The organism is Bifidobacterium callitrichidarum (genome assembly GCF_003129905.1).
Classification (GTDB): domain Bacteria; phylum Actinomycetota; class Actinomycetes; order Actinomycetales; family Bifidobacteriaceae; genus Bifidobacterium; species Bifidobacterium callitrichidarum.
Genome location: NZ_QFFM01000004.1, coordinates 39,220 through 52,999, shown reverse-complemented (window position 1 = coordinate 52,999; position 13,780 = coordinate 39,220). Strand labels below are relative to the sequence as shown.

Below are 13,780 nucleotides of genomic sequence, written 5' to 3'. Positions count from 1 at the left end.
TTCTTTCATTGGATGTGTGTGGTTGCGCGTCGTGCGGCGATCGTCCAGACCAGGGCCGCCATGGCGAGGATGACGGCGATCATCGTCCGGGATGCGGTGGCCACCGGTTCCCCTATCAGCTGGAAGCATGCCAGTACCACGGCGGCGGGCAGCAGCATGCTGAGGATGAGTCCGGCGACGCGAATCGCCTCGTCTACGGCGGTGGCGCCGTAGAGCCGGCGGACGAGCATCGACGGCCGTTCCCGTGCGAGGGTCACGGACAGTGTCCGGATGATCACGATGACGGTGAGCGCGAGGAAGGCGGACAGTCCGAGCAGGTACATCAGCGCGCGCACGATGAGGTCCCTGTCGCGTTGGGGCTGTTCCGTGTTCAGCCGGTGCGGCACGAGTATCAGGCCGGCGTCGCGGCTTCCCGTGATGAGACCGTCGAGCTGGGTTCGGGATGGGTTGAACATGACCGTTTTGGTCACCGCCTCTTCGAGTTCGATGTCGTTGAGACGGTTCAATGAGCCCGGGTCGAGTCGGATGACGATGGTCCGGTCCAGGTTGATGCCGGCGGTGTTCGGGTCGAATATGGCCGCCGAGGCCGGCAGCGTGCCGGTTACCTTGACGTCGGTACCGGCGATATGCACGCTGTCGGGCGCCTGCGCCCGGTCCACCCGGTAGCCGATGGACGCGCAGGGAGCATGGGAGCACAGGCCCAGCCGGGGGAACACGTCATCGACGTTGCCCATCAGGACGATGGCCGGTATCCCGTTGGCGAACCCGGGATCGTCGATCTCGACGTTGTTGACGATCGCGGCGTACCCCCTGCCCTGCTCCAGCATATCCCGCAAACTGTCCGTCACCTTGGGACTCGTCTTGCTCGGGGACTGCAGGAGGTATTGCGGGGAGAACGTGACCGCGTCGACGGCCCGCAGACGCGCCTCGCCGCCGATCACGCTGGACTCGGTCAGCACGTCGCTGAGCGTCATCGTGAACACGCTGCCCGCGAAGACGACGAGCAGCGTGATGCCAAGGATCGATCCCCATCGCCTCAATCCCATGCGGACGCCGGTCATCAGTTCATGGATCATCGTTCCACCTCGTCATTCGATCGTATGCCAACCCACTCGGCCAGGCCCGTCACGAGCGTCGTCAGAATCGTTCCGACGGTGAAGGCCGCGGCGAACGCGACCGCCGGGCCGATGCCGGTCCTGCCCGACACCACGGTGATGAGCACGGCGCTCAACACGGTTCCCGCCAACACGCCCGTCACAATCGGGGCAACGGCCTCGCGCACCCGGCCCATCCACACCTGCCTGCCGGTGGCGCCGAACAATCGTCTGACATGCAGGTCGGCCTTCCTCGCCGTCTCCATCGTCATGACGCACACGCAGGCGCAGACCAACGCTAGTACCAGAAACAGCAAGGTGATGCCCACGAAGGAATCACCGGCGAGAGACGACCACAACGATTGCGCCTGCGGTTGGGTCACGTCCATGCCGCAGCGCGCGAACAGGTCCGAGATCTCCCGGAGCCGCTGCGGGTCGCTCGTATTCACGTACACGCTGCCGGGGAACAAGGGAACCGCCCCCAACGGGAGCACATACTGCAGGTTGCCGCCGACGTTCACCCCCGGAACCCTGACGACACCGCCGACGGAAAACCCGGCGGGCAATAGCGGTGCATCCCCATGCTCACGCCATTGCCCGGCCGAGAACGACGACTCGATCACACAGGCCACGCGACTGTTCATGTTCCGGCATTCTTGCGGAAGCGCATCGGCCCATCCGATGGAGGACCCCGACGACTGGAACACGATCGCCGGCCAACCGTCCCCCACGGAACCCTCCACCAAGGAAATACCATGACCGGAAAGATACTCGGCCAGATCACGCGTCGCCTCAAGACTCTTCCCGTCGTCATGCCCGTCCTCCGCCGAGGCGGTCAACACCAGTTGCGTCTTCGCGTCGAACATGCCCCATTGCGAGCCACGCCAATCAAGAACGCTCCAGTACACCGCCCAGGCAAGAAACGAAGACAACATCCCCAACAGCAACGATATTGCGCAAATGGATGTAGAAAAAAACTTTAGATGACGGGTAATTTTTAGCATTCCGTATCTTTCCAATCACGGTATTTCTAGATGGGTGCAATAAGAAATGCGTCAGAAGTATTCAACACCCCAGTAATAGTGCGTGACGTACTTATCGCCCCACAATACGGAATCCCAGACGGAGTCCGTCCTGCTTCGAACCTGAGTGTCTCCTGAATAGGAAGCGGCTGATGTATACAGTCGTCCGGTATCCAAGCTGGGGCCGGCCTGTCGGGTGAAACGCTGATATCCGCGACGCGCGTGACGCCCGCCATCATTATAGGAAGCCTGAATCTGTACGTAGCCATTCACCTTGATGCCGCCAATGCTGCTTTCCCATGTGCGTCCATAATTCGGACTGCCAGCAAAAGCGGTAGAAGGCAATGCGATGCCAGCGATACCCAGAATTGCCGCAAGGACAATTGCCGTAAATTTCTTTCGAACAATCATGATTACTCCTTTGTTGGAAAATTTGGAATGTGTAAAGACATGCGTAAAAAACTAGATGATAATTACTTTCCTTTCTGCTAGATGCCGAAGTCTTATGGCTTCGTCTTGCAAGATCCAGTCTTCTACCCCAGCGAGATAGAAACAATCAGAGAAGGAGTTATTGACATCTAGAGATGACTCGCAATACGTCAATCGGAGAAGGGGAAAGCTACAACTAGCTGCTTCTATAGCCAACCTAATACTGATTATGCTTGTTTTTGTCATCTCAAGATGACAAAAACAAGCAACGGCTCTTTCAGCATATTCACTTACACTGTTCCTTGGTTTCAATCTCCCCACAAGGCGCACGCAGGGTGCGCCTTTTCGCGATCGAGGGAGATCAATATGCCGAAAATCAGGCATTCCCATGGAAACCATCCGCAGAAGCCGCCGCGAAGCAAGTGGGGAACCGTGCTGGCCCGTTATGACAGAACCGGCATGCTAATCGCATGGCAGGTTCGATATCCGAATCCATTAGAACCCGGCAAACGCGTCCAACGCCAGTTCAAGCCGGATCAGGAGCTCGAAGCCCGTAGATGGCTGGAAGCCGAAAAGTACCTTGTCAGCCTCCATCGTAACGGCATCGCCGAATGGGTTCATCCAACAGAACGAAGCCGACGAAAAGCCGTCGTGGAAAAGAGCCAGACACAACGCAATATGTTGTTCCGCGACTATGTGATGCGATGGGCCGAGGAATACCGGCTGCCCGACGGCAATGGCATCGCCGGTGGCACGCGTCGCAATCTTTATCTGGACATTGGCCATTTTCTGCCAAGTCTTGGAGACCTGCCGCTTAACGAGATCACTCCGTCCATCATCAAGGCTTGGTATGATGCGCCTCACCCGGAAGGCCGGTGGGCATTCCGACGCTCATGCATGCGGCTGAAGGCGGTACTTGAGTCAGCCACCCGTGGCGGATTGGATGGTTCGGAGCCATTGCTGTCCTTCAATCCCTTCATATTCCATATTCCGCCAGCGCCACAGCCCGCCCGCATCAACGTGCCGCCGGTGACTCCTTCCGAATTGATCCTGCTGGCGAATGCCATGCCCGATTACACCAGACTGTCCGTATTCCTCTCGACTTTAGTGGGTGGTCTGCGATGTGGCGAACTATGTGGGCTGCAGGTGCAAGACATCGATCTGAACAGGCAGATACTTCACGTCCGGCATTCCGTGAATCGCGGTGACGCTGACAGAGGGGATCTCCAATTCGGTAAGACGAAAACGGAATCCAGCATCAGGAACGTACACATCCCGGATACGCTGATTTCTCTTATTCGACAGCACCTTTCTGATTACTGCGATCTGACCCGACCGGATTCGCCGGTGTTCGTGCCCAAACGTGCAAGAATCATGTCCCAGACAACGCTGGACGGCCAGTTCGCCAAAGCCCGGTTGAAAGCAGGACGCCCTGATCTGACATTCCAAGCATTATGAGCCAGCCATGCAACATTACTCATGATTCAGGGTGGAACGTTGCGGGAAGTCATGAATCAATTGGGACACGTCAGTGAGAAGGTTGCCATCCGGTACTACCAGCTCACCGTCGCCTCACATCAGAGTCAAGTGGTTGACGAGCTTGCCGAATCATTTATGAGCGGTATCCAGCGGCGTGAATTCTAGACCAAAGTGATGCACCATCGCGATACGTGACTCACCTTCGTATAGGAAATGCCGTGAGGGATCTGAATCTGGTCCCTCACGGCATTTCGGTATCTGACTGGTCGAAGTCTCACAATCGCAGCATCAGACGGATTGGAAGCGCAGATAGTCCGTTAACTCCCACACCGTATCTTGCAGCCGACGGAGTTCGGAGTCTCGGCTGAGAGTACGCCATTGCGCCGCATACGCCTCCATCCAGATCTCCAATGCTTCGGCAAGGTTCACCGCGTCGTCATGCTGAATCGCCTCACCCGATTGCACAGTGCCAATGACCCCGGTCTCGGACGCGAGTCGGAGGCCAACTCGGTTCAGAAGTCGCTGCCCCTCGATGGCTACGCGAAATGCAGCGGCATCCCCGTTGGTCCAAGGTCCTGAGGTCGCGGCGATTGCGGAGATTCGACGGGCACTGGTCTGTAGAAGGTGATCTGCGGTTTCGCCGAGCGTGACGTGATGTTTCAGATAGCGGAACAGCATCCGTCGGGATTCCGCAAGTGACGGTGCCCGGCTTCCGTCCTGAAGGGCGCGGACCACGTCGTCCGGTCGTTCGTCTTCCGGCAGCAGTCCTGGGATGGTTTGCAGGACCCCGGTGTTGACGCCGCCCCGTCCGTCATCAAGTTCCAGCCATGTGATCAGATGGTTCCATTCGAAGCTGGCCGCATGACTGGCATGGGTGAGGATATCAAGCAGTTCGCCGCTGGCGTCGCGGTATTCGAGTCGGGAGATGCGGCGGAGCATGTCGGCCTCGTCGGGGATGCGTCCGGGGTTCCATGCCTCCTGCGCGCCGATGATCATTCCGGGGATGGCCATGCGCGGGTCGTTGACGTGGCCGAGGTCGCCCCAGTCGGTGACGAGCATGCCCTGCGCGCCGTATTGCGTGCCGTAGCGGGCCATGCGGGTGATGTTGTTCCAGGCGTCGTCGATGCGCGGCAGGAGCGCGTTCCAGCACCATACGGCGGGGCATACGATCTGCGTGGCGCCGGATCGGGCGACGGTGCGGATCTTCTCGTCGGTGACTTGCGGGTCGTACTGCCAGTTGAGCAGGGTGACGGTTTCGGGGAGTCTTTTCAGGATTTCGGGGTGTTCGAGGGTGATGTCGCCCCACATCATCGGCTTTTTGCCCTGGGTTTCGAGGTGGCGGCACAGGCGGGTGACGTAGTCGGCGTACATGGCGGCGACGCCGATCCTCCCGGCGAGGGGTTTGGAGCGGCCTTTGCCGAGGTCGAAGGTCTCGTCGGCGCAGATGTTGAATTTGTCGGAGCGGAACAATTGCAGGTAGTCGTCGATGAGCTTCGTGGACAGGGTGAAGGCGCGGTCGTCGCTGATGTTCAACGTGTGGTGGCGCATGCGGTCGATGAACCCGAACGGCTCGTCGGCGCTCTCGGGGAATTCGCCGAGGTCGCGCAGGCTTTGCGTGCGCAGGGCCATGTAGAGGTGGCCGAACGTGGAGACGGACGGCACGAGCTCGATGCCTCGCTCGGTGCAGTAGTCGTCGAATTCGAGGATGTCGCGCGGGGTGAGCGGGCTGGAGCCGCGCCAGGTCTCGCTCATCCCGTCGAAGGCGAAGGTGTGTTCGACGTAGAGCTGGAGCTGGTTGTACTTGTAGAGGCAGAGTTTGTCGGCCCAGGTCTTGAGCCAGTCGAGGGTGGGGACGCGCCCGCGGGTGACGTCGAGGTAGTAGCCGCGCGTTTCGAAGGCGGGCTGGTCCTCGATGTGCAGGCAGGGCAGGGCGGCGCCGCATTGGCGGATGAGCTGGCGCAGGGTCTGCACGCCGTTGCGCACGCCCTCGAAGTCCGCACCCCTGACGGCCACGCCGTCCTTGGTGATGTCGAGCGTGTACGCGCCGGACGGACGCGCATGGAGATCGTCCAGTGTCGTCAATGTGATGAATCCAGGCCAACGGTCACCCGTGGCGATGTCCCATTCCAATCCCGTAACCGCACGGATGTCGTCGGCAAGTTGTGTTGCGAGTACCTGCCGTTCGTCTCCGAACGCACGTGGCTCGTTGACTCGGCCGCACATCGGCAGCAGTGAGACGCCCGCCTTGTGTTGTACGGTCTGCGGCGTGGGAATGATGGTCCATCCCTTCAGGGTTGCTTGATCGCTCATGGAAGTCCTTTCTCAGTGGTTCACCTTTGATTGCGGTATATTGCGTTTTGGGTTCCGAGATGACGCGCGGCGCCGGAACCACTCGCGGAAATGGTCCCGGCGCCGCACGCATTGTTCATCGCTCCGTTTGTGTTATTTGACGGCTCCAGTGGTGACGCCCTTCATGATGTTGCGTTGAATGATCATGAAGAAGATCACGACGGGCAGGGAGAAGATGACGGATGCGGCCATCTGTCCGCCGAAGTCGGTGCCCATGGTGGGCGTGGAGAACGAGGAGAGCCATACGGGCAGCGTGTACTTGGACTGGTCCTTCATGAACGTGTAGGCGGTCATGTAGTCGTTCCAGGCGTTGATGAACGCGAACACGGACGTGGACACGATGCCGGGCGCGGCCAGGGGGAAGGTGATCTTCCACAGGATCTGCCAGTCGTTGGCTCCCTCGACGGCCGCGGACTCGAAGATGTCCTTCGGGATGTTCAGGAAGAAGCCGCGCATGTTCCAGATCGCGAACGGCAGGACCATGGCGATGTACGCGAGGATCAGGCCGCTGTACTTGTTGAGCAGGCCGAACTGGTTGAAGATGATGAACTGCGGGATGATGCCGCCCGAGGTCATCTGGATGGCCAGCACGAACACCATGATCGCCTTGCGGCCGCGGAACCGGTAGAGGGTCAGGGCCGCGCACGCGAAGAACGCGAGGACGATCGACAGGACGATCGACACGGCGGTCACGATCACGCTGTTCTTCAGGTTCGTCAGAAACGAGGTCTGGGTGACGGCCACCATGAAGTTGTCGATCGACAGCTTCGCGGGCCAGAACACGGGAGTGGCGGTCATGATCTGGTTGCGCGGCTTGATCGACGTGACGAACATCCAGTAGACCGGGAAGATCCACACGATGCAGAACGCGACGGCCAATACGATCGTGCCGATGCGGCGCAGCTCGGCCGATGCGCTGCGCTTGGCGCGCGGCGCGATGCCGTGGTTTGCGGTTGCCCTATTCATGGTCACAGGTCCTCCCCGGATTTGAGCAGGTAGCGGATGTACACGCTCGTCAGGGCGAGCAGGATGAGCGTGACCAGCACGCTCGCGGCGGCGCCGGTGCCGATGTCGAACGACACGAACGCCTTCTTGTAGGTGAAGATGCCGATCGTCGCGGTCGTCTCGCGGGGTCCTCCCTGGGAGACGAGCCAGATCTGGTTGAACACGTTGAAGTCCCAGATCACCGACAGCATCGTGATGACCATCAGGCTCGGCTTGATCAGCGGCACGGTGATCTGCCAGTAGCAGCGCAGCTTCGAACAGCCGTCCAATTGGGCCGCCTCAAGGCAGGACTTGTCCACCTGCGTGGTCGCCGCGTACAGGTTGATCGCGATGTACGGGACGGCCTGCCAGACGACCAGCAGCCAGATCTCCAGGAACGCGAGCCACGTGTTGTCGGTCCACGACAGGTTCGTCACGTCGCCGAACAGCCGGGTCTGGGTCAGCAGCCAGTTGACCACGCCGTACCCCGGCTGGAACAGCCACTTCCACACCACCGACGAGGCGACGTTCGGCATGGCCCATGCGAAGATCAGCACGAACGTGACCAGCCAGCGCATCACCGGCCCCAGCTTGGTCATCAGCTGGGCCACGCCCATGCCGATCAGCACGCTGCCGGCCACGAGGGCGGCCGCGAACCCGAACGTGCGGGCCAGCGACTTGTAGAACTCCGGGTCGGCCAGCACGTTCTCGTACTGGTCGAACCCGACGATGTTGAACGAGCCCGTGAACAGGGTCTTCTGGTTGAAGTCCGTGAACGACGTGAAGACCAGGAAGACCAACGGCACCACGACCAGCGCGACGATGATCACGCCGGCGGGCGTCAGCAGCCACAGGGGCGTCAGATTGCGACGCCGCTTCACCACGGGGACGGCGGCAGCCGTCGATTGCGCATTGCTCATCACGCTTCCCCTACTTCTTCGCGTACAGGGAGTCCGCATGCTCGTCGAACGACTTGGCCGCGGCCTTGGCCGTGGTCGCGCCGGTGGCGATGTCGCCGAAGCAGTTCAGGGAGCTGTCGTTCTCGATGGTCAGCCATTGCGGGGACGCCGGTGTGGCCTTGGTGTCCTTCGCCGATTCGAAGAAGCCGGTCAGGTAGGACGGGAAGTCCGCGGACTTCATGACCTCGTCGAGGCCTTCGACGTAGTTGGGCATCCATCCGTCCTTGGCGAACACGTAGTCCTTCTGGATCTCGGGGCTCGCGGCGATCTTGATCCACTTGAGCGCCAGCTCCTGACGCTTGCTCTTCTGCGCAACGCCCCACACCGAACCGGCCATCATCGCCGGCTGGAGCTTGCCGCTGGCGCCGGGCATGGGGAACGATCCCAGATCGTCGGTCGTGAGGTCGGGGTTGTACTGCTGGATGGTGCGGATGCCGGCGCTGTTGTTCAGGATCGCACTGGTCTTGCCTTCGGCCAGCAGCTGGCTGAAGTCGGGGTTGCCGGTGTCCAGCGAGCGGGATGCCTCGGAGGACCACTTGTGCTGGAATTCCAGCCATTGGTCGATGCCCTTGAGTGACTTGTCGCTCGACAGGGTGCTCTTCCAGGTTCCGTCCGACTGCTGTTCGGCGAAGTCGCCGCCGGCATCCCAGATCCACCGTGCCGCCGACTTCCAGTCACGCCCCGGCATATAGAACGGGGAGAAGTCCTTGTCGGTGTTCGCGTCCCGGAGCTTCTGGAGATCGGTCTCAAGCTCCTCGTACGTGCTCGGAGGATTGTCGATTCCGGCCGCGGACCACATCTTCTTGTTGTAGATCACGGCGCCGGCGGCTCCCAGCGCGGGGATGCCGTACAGTCTGCCGTCGATGGTGGCGGGCTCCTCAAGGCCGGACAGCCAGGTGTGCCCCTGCCTCATGTCGTCGGCCTTGTCCGTCAGATCCAGAAGGCCGCCGCTCACGGCGAACCCTGCGACCTGCGTGTTGCCCAGATCGATCACGTCCGGCGGCGTGTCCGTGGACAGCGCGGTCGTCACCTTCGTGTTGATGTCGGCCCACACCTGGGTCTGCACATCGACCTTGACGCCCGTCTCCTTGGTGAACCGCTCGTTGATCGCCTTGATGGTGTCCTCGCTCTGGTCGCCCTGCATGATCCACACCGTCAGCTTGCCGCCTGCGGATGCATCCTGCTGTGAGCCGCCGGACGGGGCTCCCATCGAGCATCCCGACAGGGTGAGCGCCGACGCGGCCGCCAAGGCGATGGCCGCTGAAATCCTCTTCGTTCTCATGATGGTTTCCTTTTCCTGGAATGCCTGCCCGACGCCGTCGTTCGGAGGAATGGCGCGACGTGCCGCTGCGCACGACGGTCCCGGGTCCGTATCCGCCCGCGCTGCCGTGCGCGGGCGATGCCGCTACGGACGCCGTTGCCGACGTCCGTAGCGATACCGAGGAACATGACGCCACACCACTTCTGGGCATCGCGCCGCAGCAAGACCGGATATTTTGTTAGCAAGCCTTGCGTAATTCCTGTAGTTGGTTTCAACCTCCTTGAGAGCCAAGGATATGACGCCTTAACCTTTTTTGCAAGTCAGTCGAACAAAATAATGGATGTGGTGCACCCCGTCTGTTGGAGATTGGGGAATCTGGTTTCGGCGCGCCGATGGTCCGTCGGCACCGGGGTCTGGTCAGCAGGCGATGAGGGACGCTCCGAGCGCGCCGATCGGAATCGACGCATCGGCGAGCCGCAGGCGTTCCGTCAGCCGCAGACCCGCGATGAATCCGCTGGAGGCCTCCCTGTTGCGCAGTTCCCCGCGCAGCGCATCAAGCAACGGGGACCCGGCGCGGGAAACACCGCCTCCGATGACGATGACCGAAGGATCCGCGGCCTGGGCGACGATCTGCACGACGTCGGCGAGGGCATGCAGCGCGATGCCAAGAACCCGTTCCGCTTCGCCATCGCCGCCGTCGGCCCTCGCGAGGATGTCGGGCAGCGGAGGATCCGCGACGGGCCACATGCGCCGCAGGCCCCCTCCCGAGCATGCGGTCTCCAGGCATCCGCGCTGACCGCATTTGCACGCCATGCGGTTGGGGTCCACCGGCAGGTGGCCGATCTCCCCGAGGGCGCCGGTGTCGCCGCGTTCGACGAGACCGGCGCGAACGAAGCCGGCCGCCAGCCCCGTCCCTAGGTTGACGAACGCCATCCTGCCGTGCTTGAGCCGGTCGGGTAGCGTTCCATAGGCTCCCAGCGCCGCGGCGTTCACATCGTTGTCCACCCACACGGGAAGGCCGAGCATGCCGGATGCGCGACCTCCCAGCTCCAGGTTCTCAATTCCGAGATTGACCACGTTCTCCACGCGCCCGGTGTCGCGGTGCACCAGCCCGGGGATGCCGATGCCCACCGATCTCACCTCATCGAACCGCATTCCGGCCACCTGCCGCACGATGGCTACCGCATCCTCCACGACCTCGTCACCGCCTTTCCGGGCTGCCTTGCGCGCGGATGCGAGAACCGTGCCGGCCGCATCGGTCAGCACCGCCTCGATCTTCGTTCCGCCGACATCCACGCCGACGCGCAGGTTCTCTGTTTCCGGCGTACCACTGGCATTCATCGTCATGACGATCTCCGTTCCCGAGGGCGGACTCCTGTTTCGTCCGCCCGCCATTATGTTCGGAATCCTTACATATTGGATTCGGGAAGCGATGATACACCACGCCACGCGCGCTTGGCGGCGGGACGCACGTGGCGTCAGGACGAGGCCGCCGCGGACAGCCCGCGCCTGCCCACGATCTCGCGCAGCACGGAGACCGCCTGCCCCCGCAGAGTGGCGTCGTCACCGAGCTCACACCGACGCACCCGCATACTGCTCTGGTAGTCGTTCCGCGACAAGGAGTTGACGGTCTCGTCGCATGCATTGAGCAGCGTCTCGCCGACGATGTCGGGAGGTCCGTAGACGGCGATGTCATGAAGATTCAACAGGCTCGCCGGCATGGCCAGAGCTCCGCCGAGCCTCGCACCAGCTTCGGCCAGGATGTCCGCGCGCCGATTCGGGTCCTGGCGAATGCGGTCGCGCAACGCGATGGCGGAGACGTAGGTCTCCAGGCAGCCGCGCTTGCCGCAGGTGCATGCCGGACCATTCGGGTCGATCACAACATGGCCGATCTCACCGGCCGCATGGTCGTCGCCATCCACGAACTCGTCGTTCAGCAGCACCGACGCACCGATGCCCCGGGTGATCTGCACGAGCAGGCAGTTGGGATTGCCGTGCCCGAGGAAGCGGTCGGCGAGCAGTGCGGCGTTCGCGTCGTTGTCCACTCGGACCGGCAACGAGAACTCGCCTTCGAGCATGTCGCGAAGCTCCACGTCGTCCCAGCCGAGATTGGAACTGGATATCACCCTCCCCGCACCGGAGACCACGCCGGGGACTGCGACGCCGATGCCGACAAGCCCCGAACCGGCAAGCCGGATCATCTGACCGACAAGCGAAAGCACGTCGTCGAGATCGACCCGATCGCCATCATCAAGCACACGTTCGCGACGCTCCACGATTCTGGCCCGCAGATCCATCACGGCGCCGGTCATCACATACGGGCGCGACAGATCGATGCACACCAGACGAAGCACGTCCGTATCGATGGCCAGCAAGGTGCCCGGCTTGCCGCGGCCATCCCGTTTCCCCGACCCCAGTTCACGTAGCAGGCCGTCGTCGATCATCTCGCCGGTCACATCCGTGGCGGTGGCGCGCGAGAGCCCCGTCTCCTTGCATAGGTCGGCGCGCGACAGTTGCCGGTCGGGGAACAGCAGCCGGAACAACAGTCTACGGTTGTTGGCCCTTGCGTCGCTGGGATTGGATTTAGCGTACATGGGAGCCCTCCTCGGGTGAGACGATTGCGGAAATGCGGAATCACATTATCGGGACGGACATCCCGGCGTCATCCTCGAACGGCTTTCAGAATAACACCCATCAGGGGACTGACAATATGAAAACCCCGGCACTTTGACAAGTTTCCCATCTCTGTACATAATCATGTTCGACATCCAAACAAAATAGTTGCGACATACGGCCAAAGACGGTCAAGCACGGAAAGAAGACCAACATGAACAACACCACACGCGCAGCCATAGCCACGGCCGCCATCGGAGCCCTGCTCATCCCGCTCGCGGGATGCGGCAACACGACCACAAGCTCGGGCAAGACCGAACTGACGGTATGGTCATGGGACGCCAGCATCGATCGCGCCGCCAAAAACTTCATGAAGGCCAACCCCGACATCACGGTGAAGGTGAGCAACGTCGGCAGCACCGAGGAGACCTACACCGCGCTCAACAACGCGGCCCAGGCCGGCAACGGCCTGCCCGACGTCACCCTGATCGAATACCTCGCCATCCCGCAGTTCGTGCACTCCGGCACGCTCATGGACCTGAGCAAGATCTACGACACCGTCAAGCTCAAGGACACGTTCACCCCCGGCACCTGGAGCTCCGTGAACATCAACGGCGGCCTGTACGCGATGCCCGCCGACTCGGGCCCGATGGCCTACTTCTACGACAAGGACGTGTTCGACAAGGCCGGCATCAGCGAACCGCCGACCACCTGGGACGAGTTCTACGAGGACGCGAAGAAGATCCGCGCCACCGGCTCCTACATCACCTCCGACTCCGGCGACGCGGGCCTGTTCAACGCGATGATGTGGGCCATGGGCGGCCACGCCTACAAACTCAACGACGAAAAACTGACCATCAATATCACCAAGGACAAGGGCGCCCAGCGGTTCATGGACCTCTGGCAGAAGATGCGTGACGAGGACCTGATCGACGTCCACACGAAGACCTGGACCGACGACTGGATGAAGTCACTGGGCGACAGCTCCATCGCCAGCCTCATCAGCGGCGCATGGATGGCCAACAACCTCCTGCAGGGCGTGCCCCAAGCCACCGGCAAATTCCGCGTAGCCCTCCTGCCCACCATCGACGGCACGCCCATCAACGGCGAATACGGCGGCAGCGGACTGGCCATCACCAAGAAGATCCCCGACGGCAAACTCGACGCCGCCAAAAAGTTCGTCGAATACGTCACCACCAACGACGAAGGCATCGACGCCCGCGTATCCAACGGCAGCTTCCCCGCCACCACCAAGACCCTCAACCAGAAGGACTTCCTCGCCAAGACCACGCTCAGAAACGCCGACGGCAGCGACAACGAGTTCTTCGGCGGCCAGAAATACAACGAGGTCTTCTCCCAGGCCGCCAAGGACGTCACCGGCAAATGGGAGTTCCTGCCCTTCGAACCCTATGCCCGCTCCATCTACAACGACAATATGGGATCATTCTTCTCCGGCAAGGAGACTTTCAAGGCTGCCGCTGACAAGTGGCAAAAGGCGCTGAAACTCTACGCCGAAGATCAAGGTTTCATCATCCATTGATTTGATTCCCTGATTTCAGGAGATAGCTATAGCGCTGGCTATGACTTATC

12 protein-coding genes are annotated in these 13,780 nt (G+C 61.4%); 3 read left to right on the top strand and 9 right to left on the bottom strand.

Annotated features, from left to right (window positions below; translation table 11 throughout):
• Positions 1-5: 5 nt before the first annotated feature.
• From DF196_RS02735 to DF196_RS02725, 3 genes are all read right to left on the bottom strand, one after another.
• Positions 6-1,076, bottom strand: a complete 1,071-nt coding sequence (locus DF196_RS02735) for a hypothetical protein (protein WP_109056374.1) — start codon at positions 1,074-1,076, stop codon at positions 6-8.
• Positions 1,073-1,960 carry a hypothetical protein gene (locus DF196_RS02730; protein WP_146194686.1) on the bottom strand — a complete coding sequence of 296 codons (888 nt, stop codon included), beginning with the start codon at positions 1,958-1,960 and terminating at the stop codon, positions 1,073-1,075. The genes DF196_RS02735 and DF196_RS02730 overlap by 4 nt, the downstream gene beginning before the upstream one ends.
• Before the next feature lie 189 nt (positions 1,961-2,149).
• On the bottom strand, positions 2,150-2,527 hold the full coding sequence (locus tag DF196_RS02725; protein WP_109056372.1) for a hypothetical protein: 378 nt from the start codon (positions 2,525-2,527) through the stop codon (positions 2,150-2,152).
• 384 nt (positions 2,528-2,911) lie between these two features.
• Here DF196_RS02725 and DF196_RS02720 point away from each other — a divergent pair, with 384 nt between their 5' ends.
• Together DF196_RS02720 and DF196_RS13760 are read left to right on the top strand one after the other, a co-directional pair.
• Positions 2,912-4,003 (top strand): tyrosine-type recombinase/integrase, encoded by a 1,092-nt coding sequence (locus DF196_RS02720; protein WP_241519553.1) that lies wholly within the window; start codon positions 2,912-2,914, stop codon positions 4,001-4,003.
• Between the two features lie 21 nt (positions 4,004-4,024).
• Complete coding sequence (locus DF196_RS13760) at positions 4,025-4,189, top strand: hypothetical protein (protein WP_241519552.1); 165 nt, start codon at positions 4,025-4,027, stop codon at positions 4,187-4,189.
• 123 nt (positions 4,190-4,312) lie between these two features.
• Here the strand turns inward: DF196_RS13760 and DF196_RS02715 are convergent, their stop codons facing one another.
• From DF196_RS02715 to DF196_RS02690, 6 genes are all read right to left on the bottom strand, one after another.
• Positions 4,313-6,334, bottom strand: a complete 2,022-nt coding sequence (locus tag DF196_RS02715; RefSeq protein ID WP_109056371.1) for a beta-N-acetylhexosaminidase — start codon at positions 6,332-6,334, stop codon at positions 4,313-4,315.
• A 132-nt stretch (positions 6,335-6,466) separates the two neighbouring features.
• Positions 6,467-7,339, bottom strand: coding sequence for a carbohydrate ABC transporter permease (locus DF196_RS02710; RefSeq protein ID WP_109056370.1), 873 nt, complete (start codon positions 7,337-7,339; stop codon positions 6,467-6,469).
• A gap of 2 nt (positions 7,340-7,341) precedes the next feature.
• A complete protein-coding gene (locus DF196_RS02705; RefSeq protein WP_170114959.1) occupies positions 7,342-8,277 on the bottom strand; it encodes a carbohydrate ABC transporter permease in 936 nt (311 codons plus the stop codon).
• A gap of 10 nt (positions 8,278-8,287) precedes the next feature.
• Complete coding sequence (locus DF196_RS02700) at positions 8,288-9,598, bottom strand: sugar ABC transporter substrate-binding protein (protein WP_206603768.1); 1,311 nt, start codon at positions 9,596-9,598, stop codon at positions 8,288-8,290.
• Between the two features lie 396 nt (positions 9,599-9,994).
• Positions 9,995-10,924, bottom strand: coding sequence for an ROK family protein (locus tag DF196_RS02695; RefSeq protein WP_094667170.1), 930 nt, complete (start codon positions 10,922-10,924; stop codon positions 9,995-9,997).
• 131 nt (positions 10,925-11,055) lie between these two features.
• Positions 11,056-12,171, bottom strand: coding sequence for an ROK family protein (locus DF196_RS02690; protein WP_094729296.1), 1,116 nt, complete (start codon positions 12,169-12,171; stop codon positions 11,056-11,058).
• A gap of 233 nt (positions 12,172-12,404) precedes the next feature.
• On the opposite strand from DF196_RS02690, the gene DF196_RS02685 reads away from it, so the two are divergent.
• The gene (locus DF196_RS02685) at positions 12,405-13,730 is read left to right on the top strand and encodes an ABC transporter substrate-binding protein (RefSeq protein ID WP_055427644.1); all 1,326 of its coding nucleotides are present in this window, start codon (positions 12,405-12,407) and stop codon (positions 13,728-13,730) included.
• The last annotated feature ends 50 nt before the right edge of the window (positions 13,731-13,780 follow it).

Coding starts and splice junctions, on each gene's coding strand:
- DF196_RS02735 (WP_109056374.1), bottom strand. CDS start 1,076: ATGATCCATGAACTGATGACCGGCGTCCGCATGGGATTGAGGCGATGG.
- DF196_RS02730 (WP_146194686.1), bottom strand. CDS start 1,960: ATGTTCGACGCGAAGACGCAACTGGTGTTGACCGCCTCGGCGGAGGAC.
- DF196_RS02725 (WP_109056372.1), bottom strand. CDS start 2,527: ATGATTGTTCGAAAGAAATTTACGGCAATTGTCCTTGCGGCAATTCTG.
- DF196_RS02720 (WP_241519553.1), top strand. CDS start 2,912: ATGCCGAAAATCAGGCATTCCCATGGAAACCATCCGCAGAAGCCGCCG.
- DF196_RS13760 (WP_241519552.1), top strand. CDS start 4,025: ATGATTCAGGGTGGAACGTTGCGGGAAGTCATGAATCAATTGGGACAC.
- DF196_RS02715 (WP_109056371.1), bottom strand. CDS start 6,334: ATGAGCGATCAAGCAACCCTGAAGGGATGGACCATCATTCCCACGCCG.
- DF196_RS02710 (WP_109056370.1), bottom strand. CDS start 7,339: ATGAATAGGGCAACCGCAAACCACGGCATCGCGCCGCGCGCCAAGCGC.
- DF196_RS02705 (WP_170114959.1), bottom strand. CDS start 8,277: ATGAGCAATGCGCAATCGACGGCTGCCGCCGTCCCCGTGGTGAAGCGG.
- DF196_RS02700 (WP_206603768.1), bottom strand. CDS start 9,598: ATGAGAACGAAGAGGATTTCAGCGGCCATCGCCTTGGCGGCCGCGTCG.
- DF196_RS02695 (WP_094667170.1), bottom strand. CDS start 10,924: ATGACGATGAATGCCAGTGGTACGCCGGAAACAGAGAACCTGCGCGTC.
- DF196_RS02690 (WP_094729296.1), bottom strand. CDS start 12,171: ATGTACGCTAAATCCAATCCCAGCGACGCAAGGGCCAACAACCGTAGA.
- DF196_RS02685 (WP_055427644.1), top strand. CDS start 12,405: ATGAACAACACCACACGCGCAGCCATAGCCACGGCCGCCATCGGAGCC.